Here is a 26,211-nt window from a genome sequence, read left to right as displayed (position 1 = left end):
ATGCCGTGTGGCTGGGTCAGCCGCGCGCGTTGGCGACGCCCTCTGGCAGGAAGCGCGAGCCGGTCACGGCCTCGGCGACGCCGGTGCGGTCGAGGAGCGGCGTGATGCCGCCGTTCCAGAACTGGAAGCCCGCGCCGGTGATCATCGCCAGGTCGATGTCCATGGGAGCCTGCGCGACGCCCTCGTCGAGCATCCGGCGGGCCTCGTCGGCCAGGACCGTGAGGACGCGCTGGCGCACCTGGGCGAGGTCGAGCACGGCCGGCTCGGTCGGCTTCTCGATGAGCTCGGCCACCTCGGGGTCGAGCACCGGGCGACCCGAGCTCAGGTCGTAGAAGCCGCGCTTGCCGGCCGCGACGATCCGCTGGAGCGTCGGCGAGGCGTAGAACCGGTCGGGGAAGGCGCGCACCAGCGTCTCGCCGTTGTGCAGCGCGATGGCCGGGCCGACGAGCCCGATGAGGACGAAGGGCGGCATCGGCGCGAGGCCCGCGAAGGCCCGATCGACGACCTCGATCGGCGTGCCCTCGTCGAGGATCTTCGCGGCCTCGCCCATGAAGCGGCCGAGGAGGCGGTTGACGATGAACGAGGGCCGGTCGGCCGCACGGATGCAGGTCTTCCTCAGCGCCTTGCCGACGGCGAACGCCGTGGCGAGCGTGGGGTCGTCGGTGCGCTCGCCGGGGATGATCTCGAGCAACGGCATGACGGCGACCGGGTTGAAGAAGTGGAAGCCGACGACGCGCTCCGGGTGCTCGAGCCCTGAGGCCATCTCGGCGACCGACAGGCTCGAGGTGTTGGTCGCCAGCGCGCACTCGGGGGAGACGACGGCCTCGACCTCGGCGAAGACCTGCTGCTTGACCGACATCTCCTCGAAGACCGCCTCGATGACGAAGTCGGCGTCGGCGAAGCCCTCCTTGCTCGTCGACCCGCTCACGAGAGCCTTGTACCGGTTCAGCTTGTCGGGACTCAGGCGGCCCTTGCCGGCGAGCTTGTCGAGCTCGGCGTGGACGTAGCCGACGCCCTTGGCGACGCGCTCCTCGTCGATGTCGGTCAGCACGACCGGCACCTGGAGGCGCTGGATGAAGAGCAGCGCGAGCTGGCTGGCCATGAGTCCGGCGCCGACGATGCCGACCTTCGTGACGGGACGCGCGAGGGCCTTGTCGGGGGCTCCGGCGGGACGCTTGGCCCGCTTCTGCACGAGGTCGAAGGCGTAGAGACCGGCGCGCAGCTCGTCGCTCATGAGCAGGTCGGCGAGCACCTCGTCCTCGGCGGCGAAGCCCTCCTCGCGGGTCGCGGTGCGGGCGGCGGCGAGCAGGTCGAGCGCGGCATACGGGCTCTTCGCCTGACGGCCCGTCTTGACGTCGGCGAGCCCCTTGGCCTTGGCGATCGCGGCGTTCCACGTCGTATCGTCGCGGTCGACCTCTGGGCGCTCGACGGTGACCTCGCCCGAGAGGACGCGCGCGGCCCAGGCGACGGACTCCTCGAGGAAGTCGGCCGGCTCGAAGAGCGCGTCGGCCATCCCGAGGCGGTAGGCGTCCACGCCCCGCAGCATGCGGTTCTGGCTCAGCGGGTTGTCGATGACGACCGTGATCGCCTTCTCGACGCCGACGAGGTTGGGCAGCATCCAGCAGCCGCCCCAGCCGGGGACGAGGCCGAGGAAGACCTCGGGCAGGGCCACGGCGGGCACGCCGGCGCTCATGGTGCGGTAGGTCGCCGACAGCGCCAGCTCGACACCGCCGCCCAAGGCGGCCCCGTTGACGAAGGCGAACGTCGGCACCGGCAGGTCGGCGAAGGCGGCGTATGCCGCGTGGCCGGCCCGGGCGATCTCGAGCGCCTGGGCGCGCGACCGGATGAACGGCACGCCGGTGAGGTCAGCGCCGACGGCGAAGATGAACGGCTTGCCGGTGACGGCGACGGCGACGACCTCGCCGGCCTCGGCCCGCGCGCGCAGCCCTGCGATCGTCGCCGTGAGGCCGGCGATCGACTGCGGCCCGAAGGTGTTGGGCCTGGTGTGGTCGAAGCCGTTGTCGAGCGTGACGAGGGCGAGGGTGCCGGCACCGCCCGGCAGGGCGACGTCGCGCACCGGGGTGCGCGTCACGACCTCGGTCGCGAAGTCGGCGGTGGTGGCCTTCTCGGTCGTGGTGGCGCTCACTGGGCGATCTCCTCGTGGGTCGTACTCGTCGTCGTGGAGGACTCGTAGTCCTCGTGGTGCGGGTTCTCCCAGATGACGGCGCCGCCCATGCCGATGCCGATGCACATGGCGGTCAGGCCGTAGCGCACCTCGGGGTGCTCCTCGAACTGGCGCGAGAGCTGGGTCATGAGGCGCACGCCCGAGCTGGCGAGCGGGTGCCCGGTGGCGATGGCGCCGCCGTACTCGTTGACGCGCGGGTCGTCGTCGGCGATGCCGAAGTGGTCGAGGAAGGCGAGCACCTGGACGGCGAAGGCCTCGTTGAGCTCGAAGAGGCCGATGTCGTCGACGGTGAGGCCCGCCTTGGCGAGGGCCTTCTCCGTCGCCGGCACCGGACCGACGCCCATGACCTCCGGCTCGACACCGACGAACGAGAACGACACGAGGCGCATCCGCACCGGCAGCCCGAGATCGGTGGCAGCCTGCTCGGAGGCGAGCAGGCACGCGGTCGCGCCGTCGTTGAGGCCGGCCGCGTTGCCCGCGGTGACGTTGCCGTGCGCACGGAACGGCGTCTTGAGCAGGCCGAGCTCGTCGATCGTCGTGCCGGGGCGAGGTGGCTCGTCGGCGGTCGCGATGCCCCAGCCCTGCTCGGCGTGCCGCGTCGCGACGGTGACGAGGTCGCGCTGGATCTTGCCGTCGGCGTACGCCTGGGCGAGCTTGTCCTGGCTGCCGACCGCGAAGGCGTCGGACCGCTGCTTGGTCAGCTGCGGGAAGCGGTCGTGGAGGTTCTCGGCGGTCTTGCCCATGACGAGTGCGTCGGGGTTGACGATCTTCTCGGCGACGATGCGCGGGTTGGGGTCGACGCCCTCGCCCATGGGGTGGCGACCCATGTGCTCGACGCCGCCGGCGATGGCGATGTCGTAGGCACCGAAGGCGATCGAGCTCGCCGTGTTGGTGACGGCGGTCATGGCCCCGGCACACATGCGGTCGACGGAGTAGCCGGGGGTCGTGTTCGGCAGGCCCGAGAGCAGCGCCGCGGTGCGGCCGAGGGTGAGGCCCTGGTCGCCGATCTGGGTGGTCGCGGCGACGGCGACCTCCTCGACCTTGTCCTTGGGCAGGTTCGGGTTGCGGTGCAGCAGCTCGCGGATGCACCGGATGACGAGGTCGTCGGCGCGGGTCTGGGCGTACATGCCCTTGTCGCCGGCCTTGCCGAACGGCGTCCGGACGCCGTCGACGAAGACGACCTCATTGAGTGCGCGGGGCACGGTGCCTCCCAGTGGATCGAGGGTGATCGCTGCGGATCAGGGTCGGTGGCCGGCTCGGACGCCGGCGTCGGGCCGCGACGGACGCGGCCTCCTCGATACTACTTCTCGGTAACTTCCGGGCCAACGGGCCTCCGGGTGACCATCCTCACCACACCCTCGACCACGAGGGCGGCCCTCAGGCGGGTGGGTTCTCGCTGCAGGCGACGGCGATGAGCGGCGCGGTGATCGTCGTCTGCCAGCGCCGGGCGCCCATGCCAGACAGGGCCTCGGCCACCTCGGAGGTCGACGGGGCGGCCGGCCCCTCCCACAGGAAGCGGCGCAGCAGGTCGGGGGTCAGGAGGTTCTCGACCGGCACGGCCAGCTCCTCGGAGATCGCGCCGAGCAGCTCCCGGGCACGCGCCAGGCGGGCCGCGGCGACGGGGTCGCGGTCGGCCCACGCCTTGGGCGGCGGTGGCCCGCTCGGCGGGAGCGCCAGGACGGGCAGGTCAGCCTCGGGCAGCGCGAGCGCCCGCGCGACGACCTCGAGGATCGCCTCCTGGTGGCGGCGCACCGAGCGCGCGAGCCGGGGCTCGGCGGAGCCCACGGTGCGCGGCGGCTTGGTCGCACGCTGGTTGGCGATGGCGATCTCGCTGATCGCGGCGTCCGGCAGGACCCGTCCGGGTGAGGTGTCGCGCTGCTGGGCCGCCGCGTCGCGCCAGAGCCACAGCTCGCGCACGATGGCGAGGCCGCGGCGGCCACGCACCTTGTGCATGCCCGACGTCCGCCGCCACGGGTCGACGCGTGGCTCGGGACCGGTGAAGTCGAGCAGGTGCTCGAACTCCTCCGCGGCCCAGGCCGCCTTGCCCTGCGAGGCGAGCTCGGCGGCCACCGCGTCACGGAGGTCGACGAGCACCTCGACGTCGAGGGCGGCATACCTCAGCCACGGCTCGGGCAGCGGACGCACGGACCAGTCGACCGCCGAGTGCTCCTTGGCGAGCTGGAGGCCGAGGTAGTGCTCGACCATGGCGCCCAGCCCGACCCGAGGCAGTCCGGCGAGCCGGCCGCCGAGCTCGGTGTCGAAGAGCGACTGCGGGTGGAGGCCGACCTCGGCGAGGCACGGGAGGTCCTGGGTGGCCGCGTGCAGGATCCACTCGGCGTCGCCGATGGCCTCGCCGACGGGGGAGAGGTCGGGACAGGCGATGGGGTCGATGAGCCAGGACCCGGAGCCCTCGCGCCTGATCTGGACGAGGTAGGCGCGCTGGCCGTAGCGGTAGCCGGACGCCCGCTCGGCGTCGATGCCGACCGGACCCGTGCCGGAGCCGATGGCCTCGGCCGCGCGCATCAGGGTGCGCTCGTCGACGACGACGTCGGGCACCCCGTCACGGGGGTGGGTCAGCGGGACGAGGTCTGGTGCGAGGTCGGCGGGCTGGTCGGCGTCGAGGTCGTCGGCGGGCTCGTTCGGCTCTGCCGTCACCGTCGCTGCCCCGGGAGGGGGACGACGCCGTCGGGCAGGGGCGGGATGCCGGCAATGGTGCAGAGCATGTCGGCCCAGGCGCGCAGGTGGTCGACGGCATCTCCGCCGACCGGTGTCCACGAGGCGCGGATCTCCATCTCGACGCTGGCCTCGCGGTCCGCGAGTCCCGCGAAGCTCTCGCTCACGACACGCGTCACCGTGCCCGCCTCGGCCGTCCAGCCGAGGTTGCGGTTGGCCAGGGAGTCGGTGAGCCACGACCAGCCGACGGCCCCGAGCATCGGGTCGCCGGCCAGCTCGGGCTCGAGCTCGGCCCGCGCGAACGTGACGATGCGCCACTGGCCGTCCCACGTGTCGGGGGCCGCCGGGTCGTGCAGCAGCACGAAGCGACCGGTGGCGAGGTCGTCGTCGGGGTCGGCGACGTCGATGACGTCGGCGGTCAGGGCTGCGGCATACGGCGCGATGCGCGTCGGCGCGGGCACCTCGGTCAGCCGCACCTCGGAGCGCAGACGGACGTCCCGCAGGGCGCTGAGCGTCCTGGCGAAGACCGCGCCGTGGTTGCCCGGCAACGTTCGCGTGTGCACCAGATGAGGGTATGCCGGAGTCGGGCGATCTGTCCTCAGGGCGCGCCGGATGCGCGTGGCGCGGGGGCACGCGCCCGCCGTGGCAGGATTGACCGGTGCCGACCACTGCCCCGCCAGACACCCGCCAGAGCGACCTCGTCCGCGCTGCGCGCCGCGAGTCGGTGACCCGGACGCCGGTGTGGTTCATGCGCCAGGCCGGGCGTTCGTTGCCGGAGTACCGCGCCGTCCGTGAGGGCATCCCGATGCTCGAGTCGTGCATGCGCCCCGAGCTCGTCACCGAGATCACGCTGCAGCCCGTGCGGCGCCACGGTGTCGACGCGGCCATCTTCTTCAGCGACATCGTCGTGCCGCTCAAGGCCATCGGCGTCGACCTCGACATCGTCCCCGGGGTCGGGCCCGTCGTGGCCCACCCGATCCGCACCGCGGCCGACCTCGACCAGCTCGTCCCGCTGACGCCGGAGCACGTCCCCTTCGTCACCGAGGCCGTGGGCCAGCTCGTGCGCGAGCTCGGCGACACCCCGCTCATCGGGTTCGCCGGTGCGCCGTTCACCCTCGCCTCCTACCTCGTCGAGGGTGGCCCCTCGAAGAACCACGAGAAGACCAAGGCGCTCATGCAGGGCGACCCCGGACTGTGGGACGCCCTCTGCGCCCGGCTCGCCCAGATCTCGGGGGAGTTCCTTCGCGTGCAGGCGCAGGCCGGGGCCAGCGCGGTCCAGCTCTTCGACTCCTGGGCCGGCGCCCTGTCCAAGGCCGACTACGCCGCCCGCGCCATGCCGCACTCCGCGGTCGCGCTCGCGGCCGTCGAGGACCTCGACGTGCCCCGTATCCACTTCGGGGTCGGCACCGGCGAGCTGCTCGCCCTCATGGGTGAGGCGGGCGCCGAGGTCGTGGGCGTCGACTACCGCGTCTCGCTCACCGACGCCGTGGAGCGGCTCGGGCCGACGTATGCCGTCCAGGGCAACCTCGACCCGGCCCTGCTCTTCGCACCGTGGGACGCTCTCGAACGACGGGTCCGCGAGATCGTCGAGGAGGGACGGCACGCGCCCGGCCACATCTTCAACCTCGGTCACGGCGTGCTGCCCAACGTGGACCCCGACGTGCTGACCCGGGTCACCGCGCTCGTCCACGAGTGCTCGAGCCGCCGATGACGACGGCGGCACCGTCAGTCGCTCGTTCCAGCCTCACCATGCTCGGTGGGTCTGTCGCATCGCGCGTGCTCGGGGTCGTGCGCAACGGTCTCATCACCGCGATCATCGGTGCCCAGCTGGCGGGTGACGCCTTCTCCCTGGCCAACACGCTCCCCAACGTGCTCTACGTCCTCGCGGCGGGCGGCATCCTCAACGCGGTGCTCATCCCGTCGCTGGCGCGGGCGATGAAGCTCGAGGACGGCGGCCAGGAGTTCACCGACCGTGTCATCACGGTGGCCCTCGCCGGGATGGCGCTCCTCACGGTCCTCGTCATGGCGGGTGCGGGGGGCTTCGTCTGGCTCCTGGCGCGCAGCTCCTCACCCGAGTTCAAGGACCTCGCGCTCGCCTTCTCGCTCATCTGCCTGCCGCAGATCTTCTTCTACGGCCTCTTCGCCCTGCTCGGCCAGATCCTCAACGCCCGTGGTCGCTTCGGGGCGTTCGCGTGGGCGCCGTTCATCGCCAACGTCGTCGCCGTCACCGGCCTCGTCCTCTTCCTCGTCGTCTTCCCCAAGCCCGGCCCCCTGGGTGCGAGCGGGCGCGACCGCCCGCGAGACCCGTCCGAGTGGACCGGCCCGATGATCTGGCTCTTCGCAGGCTCCGCGACGCTGTCGGTCGTGGTCCAGGCGCTGTCGCTCGTGCCGGCTCTGCGACGCACCGGGTTCCACTACCGGCCGCGGTGGGGTGTGCGGGGTGTCGGGCTGGGCGGGGTGAGCCGGCTGGCGCTCTGGGCGTTCGGCGGGCTCGCCGTCTCACAGGTCGGCTTCTTCATCAGCCAGGGCGTCCTCAACAACGCCACGGCCTCCGCCAAGCAGCTGGGCCTCGAGGACGCAGCGCGCGGCCCGGCGGCGTACGCCATCGCCTTCACCCTCTTCATGCTGCCGCACGCCTTCATCACCGTCTCGATCATCACGGCGCTCTTCCCCCGCTTCTCGGCCGCGGCCGCCTCGGGCGACACGGAGAGCCTGCGCCGGGACTTCCGCACCGGACTGACGCTGCCGCTCGTGGCCAACGTGCCGATCATGGTCGCGGTCATCGTCCTGGCCAACCCCATCGTCGCCCTGCTCAACCCCGGGATCGACGCGCGCTCCATCGAGGTCTCGGCCAGCGTCCTCATCATCATGATCCTCGGGCTCGTCCCGTTCGGGCTCGACCTGCTCTGCTACCGGGCGTTCTTCGCCCTCGAGGACGGCAGGCCGACGGTCGTCATGCAGGTGCTGCTCACCGGGATCAGCGCCCTCGCCGGCGCCGTCACGTTCTTCATCAACCCGGTCTGGGCGATCGGGATCATGGCGATGGGGCAGACGGTTGGCAACGTCGTCAGCTCGGCCGTCGGTCTCCTCCTGCTCCGTCGACGCACGGGGCCGCTCGGTCTCTCCGCAGGCCTCGTCACCGCGTCACGCGTCGGGGTCGCCGCAGCGGTCGCGGGAGTCGTCGCCTGGGGCGTCACCCTCGTCCTCGACCCGATCACCGGCGCCACCGTCGACCGCACGACGTCCGCCCTCAAACGGATGTTCGCCAGCGCACTCGAGATCGGCCTCGTCGGGCTCGTCTTCACCGTCATCTACCTCGGGCTCGCGCACGCCATGCACGTGCGCGAGGTGCGCCAGGTGGGGGACATGGTCCGTCGGCGACTCGGCCGCTGACCGAGCCACCGACGGCCATCGGGCTGCCCGCGCCGCCCACGGCGCCCGACCTCAGTCGCTCGACGTCGGCCCCGGGGTCGTCCCGGGGGTCGGTCCGGGGGTCGGTCCGGCGGACGCGGCGGCGGGGCCCCCGGCGGGCTGCGCTGCTGGGGCGGCACCGGCGGCACCGGCCCCGTGGGAGGTCGCGGACGGCATACCCGCGGTGTGGCGACGCCACAGGCGCAGGCCGAGCAGCGTGAGCGGCACGAGCAGCACGAGCCACGGCAGGAGCGCCGCGAGCCCGGTGAGGATGACGGTGAGGGAGCCGAGGAAGCTCTCCCACGCGGTGCGCAGTCCACTGCCGAGACCGCTCTCGGTCTGCACAGGCGTCGTCGCATCGGTCCACAGCGTCACGGTGACGTCGCTCATCGTGGTCATCGCGTCGAGCTGCGCCAGACGCTGCGTCAGCGAGTCGAGCTCGGCCTGACGGCGGGTCAGCTCGCTCTCGAGCAAGATGACCTGCTGGAGGTCCGTCGTCTTGGTGAGCAGGGCGCGCACGCGGTTGATCCCGTCCTGCATCGGCTCGATGCGCGCCTTGGTGTCGACGTAGGTGTCGGTGACGTCCTGGGACTGCGACGAGCGGTAGGACACCGTCCCGATCCTGGACAGCTGGGTCAGCACGGTGTCGAGGGCCTTGGCCGGGACGCTGAGCACCATCCGCGCCTCGTCCACGCCGACGCTCGGCACGGACGAGCCCGACTCGAGCCGCGGGTCGACGCCGCCCGGTCCCGTCGGGCCGCCCGTGGGGTCGACCGAGGTGACGACGTTCTCCGACGTCACCTGACCGCCGGCGTCGGTGGCGATCACGCGGACCCGCGCTGCTGACCCCGTGAGATCGGTGACCTTGATGCCGAGCCACGCGGAGCGCGCGATCTTCGGCTCGACGACCGCGACCGAGCCCGCCACGCCGGACCCGAGGGAGCCCGTGTCGGAGGCCGGGGACTTGGCCCCCGCGGTGGCGTCGGGCGCAGGAGCGACGTCCGGGCCGACCACCCCGCTGCCGGTCACCGCGCCGCGGCTCGCCTCACCGGCTGACGCCCCTGACGAGGAGGCGCCCGAGGACGCCGCGCCGTGGAGGGCCTTGATGCCCAACGGGACCGAGAGGGCGAGCACCGCGACGACCACGGCGACCACCGCGAGCAGACGCCGCCGGCCGGGAGGGAGCTGGGCGAGACGCGGCAGGTGTGGCGTGGCGGTCATGGCGAGCCTTTCGACGGGTCGCCTCCCGTGGCGTACCGGGTGGTGGTGCTGTGGTGCGCACGGTGTGCGTGGCGACGTCCCTTGTCACCAGAGACACACGGCAGGACCTGATCGTTGCGCCGCGGGGTGTGCCCGCCTGCGGCGGGGCGACGAGAAGCGCGGGGGCACCCATGCGCTCGACACTCCCTCGTCGGCCGGGCCCGGGCCAAACCGCCGGCGACGGGATGGGAGAGTGTCGCCATGGGCAGGACGGTGGCGGTCATCGGCGGTGGCATCAGCGGACTGGCGGCCGCCTGGGAGCTCAGTCGCCCGGGAACCGACGTCTCCGTCACGGTCCTCGAGGGCTCCGAGCGACTGGGTGGGAAGCTGCGGCTCGAGACGGTCGGCGGGGTGCGCATCGACGTCGGTGCGGAGTCGGTGATGGCCCGTCGCCCCGAGGCACTCACTCTCGTCGAGGAGCTCGGCGTCGCACCCCTGACCACGCACCCCGGTCCCGCCGGCGCATCGATCGTCTCGCGGGGGAGGCGGTGGCCGATGCCCCGCGGCACCGTGATGGGTGTGCCCGCCGACCCGGAGTCGGTGCGCGGGCTGCTCACCGACGACGAGGTGGAGCGCCTCGCGCACGAGACCGTCGAGGGCCCGGTCGTCGGCGACGTCTCGGTGGGCGACCTCGTGGACGCCCGGCTCGGTCGTGCCGTGACCGACCGCCTCGTCGAGCCGCTCCTCGCCGGCGTCTACGCCGGCCACGCCCGGGCGATCTCCGCCGAGCAGGCCGTCCCGGCGCTCGCGGCCGCCGCGCACGAGGGTCGGTCGCTGCTCGACGTGGCCCGCGCCGCGGCCGAGTTCGCAGCGCACGGACCCCTGGCGGGTCGACCCGTCTTCGCCTCGCTCGTCGGCGGTCTCGGGACGCTGGCCGAGCTGCTCGAGCGCGAGCTGGTGGCCGCCGGTGTCGACGTGCGCCGGGGCGCGGTGGCGCGCGGCCTTCGTCGCGACGGCGACGGCTGGATCGTGTCGACGGGGCCCACGACCGACGTCGTCGAGGAACGCTTCGACGCCGTCGTCGTCGCCGTCCCCGCGGCTCCGGCCTCCCGCCTGCTGCGTGAGGTCGCCCCGACGGCCGCGGCGGCGCTCGCGACCGTCGAGTACGCGTCCATGGCGATCGTGACGTTCGCCCTCGAGGGTGCGGTGCCGACCGTGCTCGACGGGAGCGGCTTCCTCGTCCCGCCCACCGAGCCGCTGACGATCAAGGCGTCGACCTTCAGCTCGGTCAAGTGGCCCTGGCTCGCTGCCGCCCATCCCGAGCAGACGTTCCTGCGCGCCTCCGTCGGCCGGCACCGGGAGGAGGCCTCCCTCCAGAGGTCCGACGACGAGCTCGTCGACGTGGCCCTCACCGACCTCCGGACGGTGCTCGGGGCCGAGGTGCCCGACCCCGCCGCCGCGCACGTGCAGCGCTGGGGCGGGGGACTGCCGCAGTATGCCGTCGGGCACCGTTCGCGCCTCGCGCCCACCCGGGAGGTGCCACCAGGGCTCGCGCTGTGCGGGGCGGCATACGACGGCGTGGGCATCCCCGCGTGCATCGCGTCCGGGAGGGCCGCTGCGCGGAGCGTGCTGACCCGCTGACGGCGGCGCCCGGGCCGCTTGGGATGATGGGCCCATGAGCGAGCGCCTGACCCCGGCCGAGATGCGGGAGATCAACGACACCATCCGCTACTGCATGTGGTCGGTGTTCAGCACCGTCACGCCGGTCGGTGACGACCGCGAGGCGGTCACCGCGGACCTCGAGGCCTTCCTCGAGGAGATCGCGGCCGAGGGCGTCGTCGTGCGCGGCCTCTACGACGTCGCCGGTCTGCGCGGTGACGCCGACTTCATGGTCTGGTGGCACGCCGAGACGATCGAGCAGCTCCAGTCGGCCTACCACCGGCTCCTGCGCACCGAGCTCGGGTCGCACCTCGAGCCGGTCTGGAGCAACGCGGCCCTGCACCGCCCGGCCGAGTTCAACAAGAGCCACGTCCCGGCCTTCATGGCCGACGAGGTCGCGCGGAAGTACGTCTGCGTCTACCCGTTCGTCCGGTCCTACGAGTGGTACCTCCTCGAGGACGGTGAGCGCCGCGACCTGCTGCGCGAGCACGGCCAGATGGCCCGTGACTTCCCGGACGTCCGGGCCAACACCATCGCGTCGTTCGCCCTCGGCGACTACGAGTGGCTGCTCGCCTTCGAGGCGGACGAGCTGCACCGCATCGTCGACCTCATGCGCGAGCTGCGCGCCTCCCGTGCCCGGATGCACGTGCGCGAGGAGATCCCGTTCTTCACCGGCCCGAAGGTCGAGGCGGCCCAGCTCGTCGCCGACCTCCGCTGACGGCGCTCAGTCGTCGATCGCCCTGGCGAGGACGACGATCATCGGGATGAGCAGGAACACCAGCCACGAGTCGGTGCGGAAGAACGCTGCGAGCGCGATGAAGGGGGCGAGGCTCACCAGGATCCGCGCAACCCTGCTGCGCCAGCCGGGCTGGGACACCGCGCGGGATGCGGGTCGCCGTGACGCTGCGGTGCCACGGGCCGGCTCGAGCGACGGATGCGGCTCCGGCAGGTCGACGAAGAGCTCGGTCAGGTCCCGCCGCACGACGGCGTCCGTGGCGCGACCCCGCCGGTCCTCGTACTCGTCGGCGTCGAGGCGCCCCGCAGCGTGGTGCTCGGCGAGCGCGGCCAGGGCCCGCTCGCGTTCGGCACTGCCGATGCGGATGTCGCCGTCGTCGACCATGGGTCGAATCTAGGCGAGGTCTCCCGGCCACCGCAGCAGACCGGGAGGTGGGAGGGCCGGAAGGCCGGCGGTCAGGCCCCCGACGGTCCCTCGTCGGGCTGCAGGCGCAGCGAGATGGAGTTGATGCAGTAGCGCTGGTCGGTCGGGGTGTCGTAGCCCTCGCCCTCGAAGACGTGACCGAGGTGCGAGCCGCAGCCGGCGCACCGGACCTCGACCCGCTTCATCCCGAAGGCGCGGTCCTCGATGTACTCGACCGTGTCGCCGGCGAGTGGTGAGTAGAACGACGGCCAGCCGCAGTGCGACTCGAACTTCGTGTCGCTGCGGAAGAGCTCGCTGCCGCAGGCCCGGCATGAGTAGACGCCCTGCGTCTTGGTGTCGGTGTACTCGCCGCGGAAGGCGGGCTCCGTGCCGGCCTGGCGCAGGACCTTGTACTCGGCCGGCGTCAGGGCCGCGCGCCACTCCTCGTCGGTGCGCTGGACGGCATACGGCTTGTCGGAGGTGTTGTGGTGGCTCATGTCCTGACCAACGCCACGTCGGCCGGGTTTGTGCCCGCTCAAGACGGAGTCCGTGCTTACGCAGGTCTTACGGCGACCCGGCGTACGGTGCGTGCCACGAGGGCCCCGGTCGTGACCGGGGCCCTCGTGCTGCTCGGCCCAGGGTGGGCCGGGCCGGGCAGGACCTTCATCGACGCGCTGGCGTCACTTCTGGTTCGGCGGCACCGTGCACGTGGCCGTCGCGGTGTTGCCCGCGGCGTCCGTCGCCGTCACGAGCAGGTCACCCCGGACGGTGACGTGCCAGTCGACCATGCCCTCGAAGGGGACGGACGACGGCGTCGCACCGAGCGCCTGCGTCATCTTGATGTACGTGCCGGGTGCGTAGGGGCCGAAGCTGGCTCCCGTGGCGGTGTCGGAGACCGTCACCGTCGTGCCCGGCAGGTTGTCGGCGGCGACGAGCTGGTAGAAGCCCGCCTTCTTGTAGCCGGGCGGGGTGACGCCGTCCGGGTTGACGCCGGGACCGCAGGCCACGGTCGGCGGCGTGACGTCGTTGACCTTGATCCTCACGGTCTGGACGAACTCCGGCCCGGCCTCGGCACCGTTGACGAGGAAGGTCGTCGTGCACGTCAGCGTCGAGCCCTGGGGTGCACCTGCGGCGACGGTGATCGCCTCGTCGAGGACGACGTCGCTACCGCTCGTGACGGTCTGGGGCAGCGACGGCGAGAACGCGATCGACAGGCCCGGGTCGCACGAGACGTTCGCCGTGACCTCGGCCGGCAGGTTGCCCAGCCCCGCGAGGATCGTGCTGGCGACGTCACCAGGGGTCACGCTCGCGAAGAACGTGCCCGAGGTGGCGTCGGCGATGCGTTGCGCCTGTCCGGTGGCGTTGAGGCCGTCGGCCCCGCCGGACGCGACGTTGATGGCGATGACCTGTGCGCCCGCACCCGTGAGGGATGCGGTCGCGTCGGTCTCGCTGTGCCCGCCGCTCGGGTCGTGACCGCTCGCGTCGCCGAACCACACGACGATGCGTGACGAGTCCGGACGGAAGGAGATGGCGTTTCCTCCGGTGCCGACCTGCCACAGTGCGTTGAGCTGGCCCTCGGGGGTGTCACCGCCCCCGGATGCGGACAGGCTGTCGATGGCCGTCTGGGCCGTGGCCTGGCTCCCGGTCAGGTCGGTCTCGACCTGGAAGAAGTCGGCCCCGTCGCCCTCGTCCTTGTAGGAGGCGATGGCGAACTGGGCCTGCGGCTGGGACCCCTGGACCGTGGTGACGATCGAGCCCATCTCGGCCTTGACGTTGTCGATGGCCGGCCCCATGCTGCCCGTCTCGTCCACGACGAGGACGATGTCGGGCTTGGGCGGGATCTCCGGAGTGCTGACGGTCTTGGTGACGTGGACGGTGTCGCCCGGGTTGACGGACGCGTCATAGGTGGCCGGGCTGACGCCCGCCCCCATGGCGAGGGCCGGTGTGGCGACGAGCGCCCCGGCCGCTGCGATGCTGAGTGCGCCGCGGCGCATGGTGGTGAACACGGATGTCTCCTTCGTGAAACCAGACGGTGTGATGCGGCGCGCGGAGCAGGTGTCCTCGCACCCCGAGACGACCCGGTGGTGACCGTGACCCCGAACGGGCACCGCGGTGGGCCGTGACCGGCCCGCAGGCGGGCCGGGGAACGATCGAGGTGCGCGGCTTGCCGCCCGTGGGTCCCCGAGGCTCCCGAAGGACGGTGTCCCGAAGGTCCGGTTTGATACGCCCGGCGCGATCCGGGACCGCCCGGCGGCATGCCCTCCCACGACGTGAGGTGCCCGTTTGCGACGATGGGCCCGTGCAGGTGCGCCGTCTCGTCTCGCGTCCGGTGCTCGTGGCCGCGGCCGCCGGCACGGGGTCCGTCCTCGGCGCGGCCGGCGGGTCGGTGGCGGCCGCCGCCTACTTCGCTCGACGGGTCATCACGCCCGACGAGCTGCAGCCGGACGACGTCGAGATCCTGCGCCACGACGCCGCCACGGTCACCTTCTCCGTCACTCCCGAAACCGTCGTCCCGGGTCGCTACGGCGTCTGGCTCGACGGGGGAGCCGGTCACGCACGCGTCGGCGAGATCGTGCACGCGGACGCCGCGTCGGTGACACGACGGCTCGTCGCCGTCGACCGCGGGCTCCTCGAGGACGGACCCGCCCGGTGGAACCAGTACTACTACTGGGACCGCCCCTCGGTGAGCCTGGGGCTGCCCGACGAGGACGCCAGCATCCTCTCGGACGTCGGACCCCTGCCGGCCTGGGTGGTGCGTCCCGAGGGCGGTGCGACCGGGTCCGACTGGGCGGTGCTCGTCCACGGACGCGGAGCCCGCAAGGAGGAGACCCTCCGCGCGGTGCCGGTGCTGCGCCGGGCCGGGTGGACGAGCCTCGTCGCCGCCTACCGCAACGACCGAGACGCCCCGCGTGGACCGGACGGGCGCTACAACCTCGGCCTGTCCGAGTGGCGCGACGTCGAGGCAGCCATGGGGTATGCCGTGTCGCACGGTGCGCGGCGCATCCTCCTCCTCGGGTGGTCGATGGGGGGCGCCATCGTGCTGCAGGCGCTCGACCGGTCACCGTTGTCCGACTACGTCGTCGGCGTGGCTCTCGACTCGCCGGTCATCGACTGGGGGGTCGTGCTGCGCCACCACGGACGGCTGCACCGGGTGCCGGGCCCACTCGTGCGGGTCGCGACCGACCTCATGGGGTCGCGTCGCACGCGGCGGCTGGTCGGGGTGCACGAGCCGATCGACGTGGCCCGCACCGACTGGGTCGCCCGCGCGGGTGAGCTACGGCACCCGATGCTGGTCATCGCCTCGGACGGCGACGACTTCGTGCCGATCGGCCCGGCCGTGGCGCTCGCGGGACGCCGGCCCGACCTCGTGCGCCTCGAGCGGTGGGACACCGCGCGGCACTGTCGCGAGTGGAACTACGACCCGGAGCGCTGGGAGCGCGTCCTCCGCGAGTTCGTCGTGTCCCGCTGACCGGTCAGCGCCGGACGAACCAGCGGCCCATGAGCGTGGAGTCCTGCTCGACGAGCACCTCGAGGTCGAGGTCTGCGGGCGTGCCCGTGGCGCCGACCGGGCGGGGGTGCTCGCCGGCGACGACCTGGGGGGCGACGGTGAAGCAGAGCTCGTCGAGCCGGCCGGCCGCGAGGAACGAGCCGAGGAGGCTGGGGCCGCCCTCGGTGAGCACGTGGTCCCATCCCCGGTCGTGCAGCGCGTCGACGAGAGCCGTCACGTCGACCTCGTCGTCGCCACAGACGAGGACGTTCTCCGCGCCCAGGTCCTGACGGGCGGCGTCGAGCCCGGTCGCGGCTGCCGGGACGGCCATGAGTGCACGGCCGTCCCGGCAGCCGCTCAACGTCGGCGGGACGTGCCCGCGGTTGCTCACGGCGACGAGGGGCAGGGCGGTGGGCAGGCCGTGCTCGTGGCGCAGGGCGACGAGCGGATCCGACACGGACAGAGGCGGATAGCCCTCGGCACGGATCGTGCCCGCACCGACCACCACCACGTGGCTCAGGGCCCGGATCACCTGGAAGACGACGTGGTCGGCGTCGTTGTTGATCGAGCCCGAACGCCCATCGGCACCGGTGGCGGCCCCGTCGAGGCTCGTCACCATGTTGCAGCGCACCCAGCGCTCCTGCGGAGCGGCATACGCCTCGAACAGCGCTGCGGTGTCGAGGTCGGACAGGGCGGGCAGGCCGGAGCGACCGGGCACGAGCAGGCGCATGGGGACAGTATCGGCGAACGACAACGACGCCGCGCGGATCGGTGGTGTCACATCCCGTCGCGTGGCTCGTGGGTCGGGCAGGATGGCGCCATGGGCAAGGGCGCGAAGGGCAAGGGCAAGAAGTCCGGCAAGAAGTCCGGCAAGCAGGCGGGCAAGGTCTCGAGCAAGAAGGCGAAGGAGCTCGAGACACAGGCCGCCGAGGACGAGGTGATCGCCGCGCACGAGGAGGCGGCCGTCGAGGAGATCCAGGACGTCGCCAACGCGCTGCGCGTCGGCAAGGGCTTCGTGCTCACCGACGTCGACACGTCGGGGACTCCCGGCTTCTCCGGAAAGAAGCTCGAGGGCAAGGCGGCGCTCAAGGCCTGCGAGGCAGAGCTGTCCGACCTGCTGGAGCGGCTCTTCGCGGAGTCCACGACGGGCTCGAAGCGGTCCCTCCTGCTCGTCGTGCAGGGCATGGACACCTCGGGCAAGGGCGGCATCATGCGCCACGTCATCTCCGTCAACCCGCAGGGCGTCAAGGCGACCGGCTTCAAGGCGCCGACGAAGGAGGAGCTCGCGCACGACTTCCTCTGGCGCATCGAGAAGGCCCTTCCCGGCGCCGGTCAGCTCGGGGTCTTCGACCGGTCGCACTACGAGGACGTCCTCATCGTGCGGGTCCACGACGTCGTGCCCGAGGCCATCTGGTCCAGGCGATATGCCCAGATCAACGCTTTCGAGCGCAAGGCGATCGCTGCCGGGACGACGGTCATCAAGGTCATGACCCACATCTCCAAGGACGAGCAGAAGGCGCGTCTCATGGAGCGTCTCGACCGTCCGGACAAGTACTACAAGTACAACCCGGGTGACGTCGACGAGCGCAGCCACTGGGGCGAGTACATGGAGGCGTACCAGGCGGTCCTCGACAAGACCTCGACCGTCGGGGCGCCGTGGCACGTCGTCCCTGCCGACCGCAAGTGGTACGCCCGCCTCGCGGTCCAGCAGCTGCTCCTCGAGGCGCTGCGCGGCATGAACCTCCAGTGGCCACAGGCCGACTTCGACGTCGAGGTGGAGAAGAAGCGCCTGTCGGCGAGCTGACGGCGCGCTGTCGGCGTCCTCCGACGACCCCGAGGGCGTATGCCGCCCAACGGGTTCCGCGTGATCGCGTCCTTCGTCAGCCGGCTCGGTCGATGACGGCCGCCGCGGCACCGGCCAGGTCGACGTCGAGCGAGCCGAAGGTGTGGCCGCGACGCCCGGCGATGCGGCTGGCGACGAAGGCGTCGGCGACGGGGCCGGGGGAGTGCTGGACGAGCAGGCTCGCCTGGAGCGCGAGTGCGAGCCGCTCGACGACGGCGCGCGCGCCGAACGACGCGTCCGTCGACATCGGGTCGAGTGAGCGCGCCTGTGCCAGAGCGGAGTCCACGTGGGCATCGAGGTCGGCGCTGCGGCCGCGGACCTGGTGCAGCTCCTTCGTCAGAGCCTCGAGGGTGCTCGGCTCACGCGTCACGGCACGCACGACGTCCAGGGCGTTGACGTTGCCCGAGCCCTCCCAGATCGAGTTGAGCGGGGCCTCGCGGTAGAGCCGCGCGAGGCCGTTCTCCTCGACGTAGCCGTTGCCTCCCAGGCACTCGAGCGCCTCGGCCACCATCGGGGCCGTTCGCTTGCACACCCAGAACTTGCCGAGCGCCACGCCCAGACGGGCGAGCTCGGTCTCGCCGGAGTCGACCGCATGCGCCAGCCGGAGACCGAGGACGGTCGCCGCCTCCGCTTCGAGCGCGAGGTCGGCCAGGACGTTGCGCATGAGCGGCTGGTCGACGAGGCGGGCGCCGAACGCGGACCGGTGCCGCGCGTGGTGCAGCGCCCGGGACACGGCGTCGCGCATCGTCGCCGTCGAGCCGAGGACGCAGTCGAGTCGGGTGGCGCCGACCATGTCGATGATGGTGCGCACGCCGCGCCCCTCGTCGCCGAGTCGGCTGCCCCAGGTCCCGTCGAGCTCGACCTCGCTGGAGGCGTTCGAGTGGTTGCCGAGCTTGTCCTTGAGCCGCTGGAGGGCGAAGGGGTTGCGTGCGCCGTCGTCGAGGGAGCGCGGCACGACGAAGCAGGTGAGTCCGCCGGGCGCCTGGGCCAGGACGAGGAAGACGTCGCTCATCGGTGCGGAGCAGAACCACTTGTGGCCCGTCAGCCGGTACGTGTCGCCGGGAAGCAGGCCTCCCGGCGTCGGCACCGCGCGGGTCGTGTTGGTGCGCACGTCCGAGCCGCCCTGCTTCTCGGTCATGCCCATCCCCGAGATCGCGCCGGCCTTCAGCGACACGGGTCGGATCCCGGGGTCGTAGGTCCGGCTCGCGAGGGCCGGGAGCCACCGGGCACCCAGGGTGGGCTCGTGCCGCAGGGCCGACCCGGCGGCATACGTCATCGAGACGGGACAGCCGTGCCCGGCCTCGACGCGCGACCACAGGACGAAGCCGGCGGCACGCCGCACGTGGGCGCCCGAACCGGGGGGCGTCGTCCATGGCTCGGCCGTGAGGCCGGCCCCGACGGCCTGGGTCATGAGCCAGTGCCACGACGGGTGGAACTCCACCTCGTCGACGCGGTTGCCGCGGGAGTCGTGCGTGCGCAGGACCGGCACGTTGGTGTCGGCGAGGCGCGCGTGCTCCTGTGCCTCCGGGGTGCCGGCGAGGGCGCCGAGTGGGGCGAGCTCCGCCGCGGCCGCCGGGCCGGCCCAGCGCTCGACCGACTCCCGCAGCGCGACGTCGTCGGCGAGGAAGTCGCCGCCGACGAACGGCGGCACCTGGTTGGTCACCTCGTGTGTGCTCACCACGTCGAGACTAGGCGGCGGCCGGTCCGGCCGGCCCGTCGGGCGAGTGTCGCGCCCGTCACGCGTCCCGCGTGCCGTCGCGGCCCCGTTAGCCTCGGAGGCGATGAGCGTGCGGACGAGAATGCGGGCAGTGCTGGAGCGAGTGCCGTGGGGCATCCCGCTGGCGCGGCTCACCCTCGAGACGATCCGGGTGTGCCTGCGCTACCGCGTCACCGGGCTCGCGGCGGAGGGGGCGTTCTTCATGCTCCTCAGCCTGCCGCCGCTGGTCCTCGGGCTCTTCGGCGGGCTCGGCTTCGTCGGCGGATGGATCGGCTCCGACACGATCAGCTCCATCGTGTCGGCCATCGAGGTCTACGCCTCGCGCTTCCTGTCCGAGTCGAGCATCAACGAGCTGCTCCTGCCGACCATCAACGACGTGCTCAAGGGCGGACGCGTCGACATCATCTCCGTCGGTTTCATCCTGTCGCTGTGGTCTGGCTCCCGAGCCCTCAACGTCTTCGTCGACACCGTGTCGATCATGTACGGGCAGAAGGACGCCCGCGGCATCGTGCACATGCGCGCCTTCAGCCTGCTGCTCTACACGCTCGGCATCCTCGCGGCGATCCTCGTGCTGCCACTCATGCTCCTCGGGCCGGGGCTGCTGGCCTCATGGCTCCCCGACGGCGCCGCGACCGTGACCAAGGCGCTCTACTGGCCGACGCTCATCGTCTTCAGCGTGCTGCTGCTCGCGTCGATGTACCACGTGTCGACCCCGCGGCGGAGCCCGTGGAGGCGCAACGTGCCGGGCGCCCTTCTCGCCATGGCGATCTGGATCGGCGCCTCCTACGTCGTCCGGATCTCGGTCGAGGCGTCGATGGGCGGCTCGTCCATCTACGGCCCCCTGAGCACTCCCATCGTCCTGCTCATCTGGTTGTACGCGTTGGCCGTGGCCATCCTCATCGGCGCGGGCCTCAACGCGGCCGTGCGCACCCTCTGGCCGGTCGACCTGCACGACGGCGCGGACGTCCGGCTGGTCAACTGGGCCATGGAGGGCGCCGGCGGCCTGATCGCCCGCAGCGACACCGACGCGAGCGAAGGTGCCACGGCGTCCGACGCCGACCCGCCCGCGACGTTGGACGGCGTCGACGTGCCGGCCGGCGATGCCCGCCGGGGGAGGGACCAGCAGTACGAGAGCAGCGACCACGGACCCATCAAGGCGGCGATCCAACGGGGCGTCGGCGAGGGGTCCAGAGCTGTCGACGGCGCCTCGGCCAAGCCTCCCGACCGGGCCGCGGGGCGGGGCTGACGGGGCGACCAGAGCCGGTTTTGTATCTCGTGGATCGATCGGCTAATGTCTACCAAGCACGAGCGGGGAAGTTACACCGCTGGTGTTCCCGCGGACGTAGCTCAGTTGGTAGAGCGCAACCTTGCCAAGGTTGAGGTCGCCGGTTCGAGCCCGGTCGTCCGCTCGGAGGCAAAGATCCACTTGCCTTCCACGGTGGAGTGGCCGAGAGGCGAGGCAGCGGCCTGCAAAGCCGCGTACACGGGTTCAAATCCCGTCTCCACCTCGGTGAGACACCACGCAGTACCAGCAACACCACGGGCGATTGGCGCAGCGGTAGCGCGCTTCCTTGACACGGAAGAGGTCACTGGTTCAAACCCAGTATCGCCCACCAGCACGAGACAGCCCCTGACCAGCGGAAACGCCAGTCAGGGGCTGTCATGTCGTGTGGGCTCGGGCGCGCAGATCTCGGACTGAGTGACTAAGTGAGTGACTATCGATCCAGATCGTGGCCCCGGCGCTGCGAGCACGTCGGTCACGGCTCCTGGCCGAAGATGCGCTCCATGGCCCCGGCGCCGCTTTGGTGAGAAGGCGCTAGCCGATTCGAGGACCGCGACCAGCGGCATGACTGGCCGTTCCACCCTGTCTTCGTTCAGCCGCCGGCTTCGACTCGCCAAGCAAGCATTCGGTCCGCTACGCCCTGCTGCCAGTCGATCGGTTCACCGCGGTCTTCAGCCTGCTCGACGAATTCCTCGGAATGCCGAAACCCATACCGCTCGGGCGCGGGCGGGTGGACGATCGAGTATGCGCTTGAAGAACTTCCCGTGCTGGGTCATGGGCCACATGTACCTCCACAAGCCCGGGGACAAGGACATGCTCGTCTGCCAGCGCTGCGGCCATCAGGAGCTGATGGCGACCAGGCAGATGCGACAAGGAGGCGCTCCGCTAGGCCCTCGCTCTTGGAAAGAATGACGGACAGACGGGTCGAGTTCGCGAGTCGTCGGCCGTCACGGGGTGTGGTCCGCGTAGCGATCTCCTGTGTTGAGAACGAACATGCGGCAAGCGACATGTGCGGATAGCAGCCCAGGGGCTTCGGGCGCAGAGGCCGCTGGTGGATCCGCAGGAAGCGGCGCACACTGAGTGGACCCTTTCGTGATTGCCGAAGCAGGGAGCCCGGATGTCGACCGACGACACCAGCCAGACGATGTCCGCCTACTTCACAGCTCTTGGTACGGGCAGCTTCCAGCAGTTCTTCACCGAGGACGTCACATGGACCACGATTCAGAGTGGCGCGGTAGTCCACGGTGCTGAGGCCGTGGAAGGGGCCATCAACGGCTTGCACGCTCGCATGCCCGATCTGAGCACCCGTCAACTGATGTCCGCCCAGGGCGGGGCCTACCTCGAAGGAACATGCGCCGGCGCCGGCGACGAAGATCGCATCCTCTTCTGCGTTGCCTATGACCTGGCGGCCGATCGGATCGACGCGATGCGCGCCTATGGCGACATCGCGTCCTTCATGCCCCCGTCGCCGTAGCGAAGGGGTATCGGAAACAGGATGGCGCGGGACCGAACTGACTCTGCCCCGACCATCAGCAGTTTCTCGCGTCCGCTGAATGCAGGCGCCATCCCTTTTGGGACGTCCTGAAATCGGCACGACGCCCCGGCGGCAAAGTGTGACGATCGAAGCCGCCCTCAGTGCGGCAAATCTGGACGTTCAGTCCGGGCGCGGGCTGCACATGATGATCGAGACCCCGACCAGGCAGATGAGCGCACCGATGATGTCGTAACGGTCAGGTTTGAAGCCGTCGGCCACCATGCCCCAGGCGAGTGATCCCGCGACGAAGACCCCTCCGTAGGCGGCGAGGATGCGGCCGAAGTTGGCGTCGGGCTGCAGCGTGGCGACGAAGCCGTAGACCCCGAGGGCGATGATGCCGGCACCTATCCAGGCCCATCCCCGACGCTCACGGACTCCCTGCCAGATCAGTCAGGCACCGCCGATCTCGGCGATCGCTGCGGCGACGAAGAGCACGATGCTGCGCAGGGTGTCCATGGACGTGGAAGGGTAGTCGGCTACCGCGGCGGGCCGATGGTCACGTCCACCGGGACGTCCTGCGGCGGGAGAGCAGTGCTGCGCGCGTTCGGTGCGGCGGCGTGCAAGCGTGAGCACCAGGCCGATGCCTGCGACAACCAATGGGAAGGCGAGCCCGGCGAAAGCGAAGGAGACGGCGGCGGCGGCAGCTCCTGCCAAGCCGAGCACACCGATGATCGGTGCGGCGCAGCAGACGGCGCAGGCTGCTGCGCCCACGCCGTACAGGTGGCGGTCCTTGATGGCAGGCTTGACCGACTGCTCGTCTCGGGTCGGGTGGTGATCTGGACGAACGGGATCGGGCAGCATTCCGATCCAGCGCAGGCGACGAGGTCGTCGCACCCGGCCTCACGCGCCGCGACCAAGCTGTCCCGGATGACCTCGAGGTCGGCGATCTTGCGCTCCACCTCTGCGAGCTTCGCCTCGGTCTTGGCCTGCAGTCCGCTGCCATGCCGGTGCCGACCGGCCTCGAGCAGCTCTGCGACCTCGAAGAGGGTGAAGCCGAGGTGCTGCGCTGCCTTGATGACGCGCAGTGTGGTGACGGTCTCCTCGCTGTACATCCGGTGCCCGCCGAGGGATCGGTCCGGTTCGGCGATGATGCCGCGTCGCACGTAATAGCGGAGGGTCTCGACGTTGATGCCCACCAGGTCCGCCACCTGTCCGGACCTCAGGCCCGTCATGCCGTGGCTCCAGGGATCAGGCGCTCGGCGCGGTCGCCGACGCCGCGAGGACGGCCGCATGGGTCTCCGCCGTGGTCACGACCAGGTCGACAGCGCCCGCGGAGATCGTCAGCTCGAACGTGAAGAACGAGGAGCAGCCGGTCTACTTGACAGCGAGGCTGGCCGCGCGGCTGGCGGCAGCCGCATCAGCGCGGACTTCGAACCGCAGCTGGTTCGGCGACAGCCGGTTCAGGCCCACCGCGTCGTGGGCGAAGAAGTCGTCGAACTCGGCGACACGGAGCGGCTGGTCCTCGATCGGCAGGGTGCAGGCCGAGGGGACCCAAGGGTTGTCGTCGATCAGGTTGAGGTTCATACAATGACGGTAAACCCGTACCTCAGCACGGGATGCAAGTGCCTGCTGGCGCACCCCTCTATTCATCGGGGAACGCTCGGCTCGCGGCAAATCCGGTTATTGCTTCCCGGGTCCGTGCTCGGCGGAGTCAGGGGATCTGCCGAGGGGCCGACTGGCTAGAACCACGACGGCCCGTGGTGCGTGTAGGGCGCTTCCAGCGCAGAGTTTTCGTCGTCGGTGAGGTGGACGTCAAGGGCCGCTACCGCTTCGGATAGGTGGTGAGGTTTGGTCGCGCCGACGATCGCAGCTGAGACGGCGGAGTTGTTGAGCACCCAAGCGAGAGCAACCTGCGCCATGCTGATGCCGCGAGCATCCGCCACCTTCTGGACTGCGGTGACGACGGGCTCGTCAAGTGGTGAGTCGAAGGCCTGAACGACGTGGTCCACGGTGGAGCGGTGGGACTGCTCGCCCCACGGTCGCGCGAGACGTCCCTTGCCCTGCGGCGAGTACGGGATCAGACCTACGCCCATGTCGGCGCACATGGCCATCAGCTCGGGCTCGTCGTGCCGCCTCAGCAGGTTGTACTGGTTCTGCATGGACACGAACGGGGTCCACCCGCCCAGGTGCGCTGCCTGCTGGAGCTTCGCGAACTGCCATCCGTACATGGAGGAGGCCCCGAGATAGCGGGCCTTGCCGGCCTGGACGACGTCGTGCAGGGCTTCCATCGTCTCCTCGACCGGAGTCTCCGGGTCGAAACGGTGGATCTGGTAGAGATCGATGTAGTCGGTCCCGAGCCGCGTCAGGGAGGCGTCGACCTGTTCGAGGATGGCCTTGCGGGACAGGCCCTGGCCGCCCGGGCCGTCGTGCATCTTCCCGTGGACCTTGGTGGCCAGCACGATGTCCTCGCGGCGCGCGTACCGCTTGATGGCGCGGCCGACGAGCTCCTCGGAGGTCCCGTGCTGGTAGACGTTGGCGGTGTCCCAGAAGGTGATGCCGAGGTCGACGGCTTGGCGGAAGAAGGGTTCGGCCGCGTCGTCGTCGAGGGCCCAGAGGTGCGCGGCGGCGGTGGTGGGGTCGCCGTAGCTCATGCAGCCGAGCGCGAGGCGACTCACTCGTAGTCCGGTGTTGCCCAGTCTTCTCTGCTCCATCGCTCCAGCCTAAGAGCAGGCGGCGGAGCGCGGGTTCCAGATAGTTCCAACCGTGGTGCGACAGACCTGCGTGTACGCAGCTTGGGCCACACTGCTCCAGCCAAGAACGTGGGAGCCTCACTGCCGCGTCCGCACATCGGCATGACACAGGAGGAGTGCTTCCGCGTTCCATCCGCGCACTGGGCTCGACCCAGCCCCAGTGGCGCACACTCGCCGGGCTCTCCGCGTCACGCAGGTCAGCACGTTTCAGCCATACGCCGGGTGCCGGCGGCCGCACCTCGGGCCTGTTCTCGACGCACACCCATGTGTCGGGTTGGAGGTCTGCGGCCGCCGGCGGTCTCGGCGTGTCCCCTCACATGGCCGAGACGGTGGGCCCGCTGCTCGCTCGCACGGTGCCGCTCGTGGCTGGCTGCGTGTGGTCGGCGGCGGCGGGGGGCATGTGAAAGGCCCACCTCAACGAGGGGTGAGGTGGGCCTTCGGTCGTGGAGTGGGTATGGGTCGTCCCACTGCTCGAATGCGTGACAGAAGGGCTGATGTGGTCAAGCAGCCTGCCGTGTCGCCTTGAACGGGCCCTGCTCGGCGAGCCTCTGGGCGTCGCGTAGGCGGTAGAGCGGGCGGCGCGCACGGTCAATCCCGGCGGGCTTGAGCTGCTCGCGAGCGATCCATGTGCGGACTCGTTCGGGGGTGACCTTGAGGCCTACGCCGGTCAGGACGCGGGCGATGTCGGCGGCACCGAGGAGCTTGCTCTCGGCCTTCTTGAGGAGCTTCTGCCGGCGAGGCTCGACGTCGTAGTCGACGTTGCAGAGGCGGCAGTGGACGACTCTCGCGCCGGGCTTCGCGTAGAGCTCGTCGCCGCAGATGTCGCAGGGGCCGGCGTACACCCCGGGCTCGTGGGTGTCGCTGGTGGCAACGACCATGGCGGCGATGAGTTGGAGCTCGTCGGAGGCGTCGAGGGCCTCGTCGCCTGGTCGGTGAGCGAGCCAGTCGGTGGGTCGGCGAGGTAGCGCAGCAGGTCGGGCGTAGACGCCCTCTCGTCGGTCACTTGACGGGCTTACCGGGTGCAGGTTCGGGCACGAAGGGTATCTCGTCCATAGCGCCACCGCCTGGCTCAAGCAGAGAGGGCAGGCGGTGGCGCGCACGATGATCTCTCAGGAACTCCGGTCTCACAAGTGCTCTGTCGACGGTTTTTGCGGTGGCAGCGTCGGGCTTCATGCTTCCTCCTGGTGTGGGCGGCCGCAGCCGCACTGGTCGAACGGCAGATCGCCGAAGATGCACCGCGGGGTGCGGCCGTCCTTCGGCTTGTGGGTGTCGCCGATCGCCCCGAGGTGCTCGCGCCTTCGATCGGGGGCCTCGACACGGGGATGAGGGTGCCCCGTTCGCGGTGGATGAGGTCGGCCCAGGCACGCGCGGTCGCTTCGACGACCCAGCGGG

At 71.2% G+C, this 26,211-nt stretch carries 22 protein-coding genes, 3 tRNA genes and 1 pseudogene; 11 read left to right on the top strand and 15 right to left on the bottom strand.

The window, feature by feature from the left end; all coding sequences use genetic code 11:
• Positions 1 to 16: 16 nt before the first annotated feature.
• The 4 genes from ASD90_RS14385 to ASD90_RS14370 form a co-directional block, all read right to left on the bottom strand.
• The gene (locus ASD90_RS14385) at positions 17 to 2,146 is read right to left on the bottom strand and encodes a 3-hydroxyacyl-CoA dehydrogenase NAD-binding domain-containing protein (protein ID WP_056757886.1); all 2,130 of its coding nucleotides are present in this window, start codon (positions 2,144 to 2,146) and stop codon (positions 17 to 19) included.
• A complete protein-coding gene (locus ASD90_RS14380) occupies positions 2,143 to 3,387 on the bottom strand; it encodes an acetyl-CoA C-acyltransferase (protein ID WP_056757884.1) in 1,245 nt (414 codons plus the stop codon). Before ASD90_RS14380 ends, ASD90_RS14385 begins: the two co-directional genes overlap by 4 nt.
• A 175-nt stretch (positions 3,388 to 3,562) precedes the next feature.
• Positions 3,563 to 4,840, bottom strand: coding sequence for an HRDC domain-containing protein (locus ASD90_RS14375; RefSeq protein ID WP_056757880.1), 1,278 nt, complete (start codon positions 4,838 to 4,840; stop codon positions 3,563 to 3,565).
• Entirely contained in the window at positions 4,837 to 5,421 is a 585-nt protein-coding gene (locus tag ASD90_RS14370) for a DUF3000 domain-containing protein (RefSeq protein WP_056757877.1), read from the bottom strand. The genes ASD90_RS14375 and ASD90_RS14370 overlap by 4 nt, the downstream gene beginning before the upstream one ends.
• Before the next feature lie 95 nt (positions 5,422 to 5,516).
• Between ASD90_RS14370 and hemE the strand changes: the two genes are divergently transcribed.
• Both hemE and murJ read left to right on the top strand, forming a co-directional pair.
• Positions 5,517 to 6,569, top strand: a complete 1,053-nt coding sequence (gene hemE / locus ASD90_RS14365) for a uroporphyrinogen decarboxylase (protein ID WP_056757874.1) — start codon at positions 5,517 to 5,519, stop codon at positions 6,567 to 6,569.
• Complete coding sequence (gene murJ, locus ASD90_RS14360; protein ID WP_056758865.1) at positions 6,566 to 8,251, top strand: murein biosynthesis integral membrane protein MurJ; 1,686 nt, start codon at positions 6,566 to 6,568, stop codon at positions 8,249 to 8,251. Before hemE ends, murJ begins: the two co-directional genes overlap by 4 nt.
• Positions 8,252 to 8,302: 51 nt before the next feature.
• On the opposite strand, the gene ASD90_RS14355 is transcribed toward murJ, so the two are convergent.
• A complete protein-coding gene (locus ASD90_RS14355; protein WP_056757871.1) occupies positions 8,303 to 9,490 on the bottom strand; it encodes a DUF4349 domain-containing protein in 1,188 nt (395 codons plus the stop codon).
• Positions 9,491 to 9,730: 240 nt separating this feature from the next.
• Here ASD90_RS14355 and hemG point away from each other — a divergent pair, with 240 nt between their 5' ends.
• Together hemG and hemQ are read left to right on the top strand one after the other, a co-directional pair.
• On the top strand, positions 9,731 to 11,110 hold the full coding sequence (gene hemG / locus ASD90_RS14350) for a protoporphyrinogen oxidase (protein WP_056757868.1): 1,380 nt from the start codon (positions 9,731 to 9,733) through the stop codon (positions 11,108 to 11,110).
• A gap of 34 nt (positions 11,111 to 11,144) precedes the next feature.
• Positions 11,145 to 11,846, top strand: coding sequence for a hydrogen peroxide-dependent heme synthase (hemQ, locus tag ASD90_RS14345; protein ID WP_056757865.1), 702 nt, complete (start codon positions 11,145 to 11,147; stop codon positions 11,844 to 11,846).
• Positions 11,847 to 11,852: 6 nt separating this feature from the next.
• On the opposite strand, the gene ASD90_RS14340 is transcribed toward hemQ, so the two are convergent.
• From ASD90_RS14340 to ASD90_RS14330, 3 genes are all read right to left on the bottom strand, one after another.
• Positions 11,853 to 12,248, bottom strand: coding sequence for a DUF1707 domain-containing protein (locus ASD90_RS14340; RefSeq protein ID WP_056757862.1), 396 nt, complete (start codon positions 12,246 to 12,248; stop codon positions 11,853 to 11,855).
• A 71-nt stretch (positions 12,249 to 12,319) separates the two neighbouring features.
• Positions 12,320 to 12,763 carry a peptide-methionine (R)-S-oxide reductase MsrB gene (gene msrB, locus ASD90_RS14335; RefSeq protein WP_056757859.1) on the bottom strand — a complete coding sequence of 148 codons (444 nt, stop codon included), beginning with the start codon at positions 12,761 to 12,763 and terminating at the stop codon, positions 12,320 to 12,322.
• A gap of 183 nt (positions 12,764 to 12,946) precedes the next feature.
• Entirely contained in the window at positions 12,947 to 14,272 is a 1,326-nt protein-coding gene (locus tag ASD90_RS14330) for a vWA domain-containing protein (protein ID WP_056757856.1), read from the bottom strand.
• A 293-nt stretch (positions 14,273 to 14,565) separates the two neighbouring features.
• Between ASD90_RS14330 and ASD90_RS14325 the strand changes: the two genes are divergently transcribed.
• Positions 14,566 to 15,735, top strand: coding sequence for a S9 family peptidase (locus ASD90_RS14325; protein WP_056757853.1), 1,170 nt, complete (start codon positions 14,566 to 14,568; stop codon positions 15,733 to 15,735).
• 4 nt (positions 15,736 to 15,739) lie between these two features.
• On the opposite strand, the gene ASD90_RS14320 is transcribed toward ASD90_RS14325, so the two are convergent.
• Entirely contained in the window at positions 15,740 to 16,483 is a 744-nt protein-coding gene (locus ASD90_RS14320; protein WP_056757850.1) for a dihydrofolate reductase family protein, read from the bottom strand.
• A gap of 90 nt (positions 16,484 to 16,573) precedes the next feature.
• On the opposite strand from ASD90_RS14320, the gene ASD90_RS14315 reads away from it, so the two are divergent.
• Positions 16,574 to 17,557 (top strand): polyphosphate kinase 2 family protein, encoded by a 984-nt coding sequence (locus tag ASD90_RS14315; protein WP_056757846.1) that lies wholly within the window; start codon positions 16,574 to 16,576, stop codon positions 17,555 to 17,557.
• Between the two features lie 76 nt (positions 17,558 to 17,633).
• On the opposite strand, the gene ASD90_RS14310 is transcribed toward ASD90_RS14315, so the two are convergent.
• Positions 17,634 to 19,274, bottom strand: a complete 1,641-nt coding sequence (locus ASD90_RS14310; RefSeq protein ID WP_056757841.1) for an acyl-CoA dehydrogenase family protein — start codon at positions 19,272 to 19,274, stop codon at positions 17,634 to 17,636.
• A gap of 121 nt (positions 19,275 to 19,395) precedes the next feature.
• On the opposite strand from ASD90_RS14310, the gene ASD90_RS14305 reads away from it, so the two are divergent.
• From ASD90_RS14305 to ASD90_RS14285, 5 genes are all read left to right on the top strand, one after another.
• Positions 19,396 to 20,559, top strand: a complete 1,164-nt coding sequence (locus ASD90_RS14305) for a YihY/virulence factor BrkB family protein (RefSeq protein WP_369793617.1) — start codon at positions 19,396 to 19,398, stop codon at positions 20,557 to 20,559.
• A gap of 90 nt (positions 20,560 to 20,649) precedes the next feature.
• Positions 20,650 to 20,722, top strand: a tRNA-Gly gene (locus ASD90_RS14300).
• A 28-nt stretch (positions 20,723 to 20,750) separates the two neighbouring features.
• A tRNA-Cys gene (locus ASD90_RS14295) sits at positions 20,751 to 20,821 on the top strand.
• A gap of 33 nt (positions 20,822 to 20,854) precedes the next feature.
• Positions 20,855 to 20,929, top strand: a tRNA-Val gene (locus ASD90_RS14290).
• A 783-nt stretch (positions 20,930 to 21,712) separates the two neighbouring features.
• Complete coding sequence (locus ASD90_RS14285; protein WP_056757836.1) at positions 21,713 to 22,069, top strand: nuclear transport factor 2 family protein; 357 nt, start codon at positions 21,713 to 21,715, stop codon at positions 22,067 to 22,069.
• Positions 22,070 to 22,249: 180 nt separating this feature from the next.
• On the opposite strand, the pseudogene ASD90_RS14280 reads toward ASD90_RS14285, so the two are convergent.
• The 5 genes and pseudogenes from ASD90_RS14280 to ASD90_RS14260 all read right to left on the bottom strand — a co-directional run bounded on the left by ASD90_RS14280 (position 22,250) and on the right by ASD90_RS14260 (position 25,697).
• Positions 22,250 to 22,585 (bottom strand): annotated as a pseudogene (locus ASD90_RS14280) (YnfA family protein).
• 20 nt (positions 22,586 to 22,605) lie between these two features.
• Positions 22,606 to 23,277 carry a MerR family transcriptional regulator gene (locus ASD90_RS24010; RefSeq protein WP_235506667.1) on the bottom strand — a complete coding sequence of 224 codons (672 nt, stop codon included), beginning with the start codon at positions 23,275 to 23,277 and terminating at the stop codon, positions 22,606 to 22,608.
• A gap of 166 nt (positions 23,278 to 23,443) precedes the next feature.
• On the bottom strand, positions 23,444 to 23,653 hold the full coding sequence (locus ASD90_RS24005; protein ID WP_200958630.1) for a hypothetical protein: 210 nt from the start codon (positions 23,651 to 23,653) through the stop codon (positions 23,444 to 23,446).
• Between the two features lie 155 nt (positions 23,654 to 23,808).
• A complete protein-coding gene (locus ASD90_RS14265) occupies positions 23,809 to 24,780 on the bottom strand; it encodes an aldo/keto reductase (RefSeq protein ID WP_056757832.1) in 972 nt (323 codons plus the stop codon).
• Between the two features lie 539 nt (positions 24,781 to 25,319).
• The gene (locus ASD90_RS14260) at positions 25,320 to 25,697 is read right to left on the bottom strand and encodes a hypothetical protein (RefSeq protein WP_056757829.1); all 378 of its coding nucleotides are present in this window, start codon (positions 25,695 to 25,697) and stop codon (positions 25,320 to 25,322) included.
• Between the last annotated feature and the right edge of the window lie 514 nt (positions 25,698 to 26,211).

The organism is Terrabacter sp. Root181 (genome assembly GCF_001428505.1).
Lineage (GTDB): Bacteria > Actinomycetota > Actinomycetes > Actinomycetales > Dermatophilaceae > Terrabacter.
The sequence above is the reverse complement of the archived record's forward strand: the minus strand, read 5'-3'. Positions and strand labels throughout refer to the sequence as shown.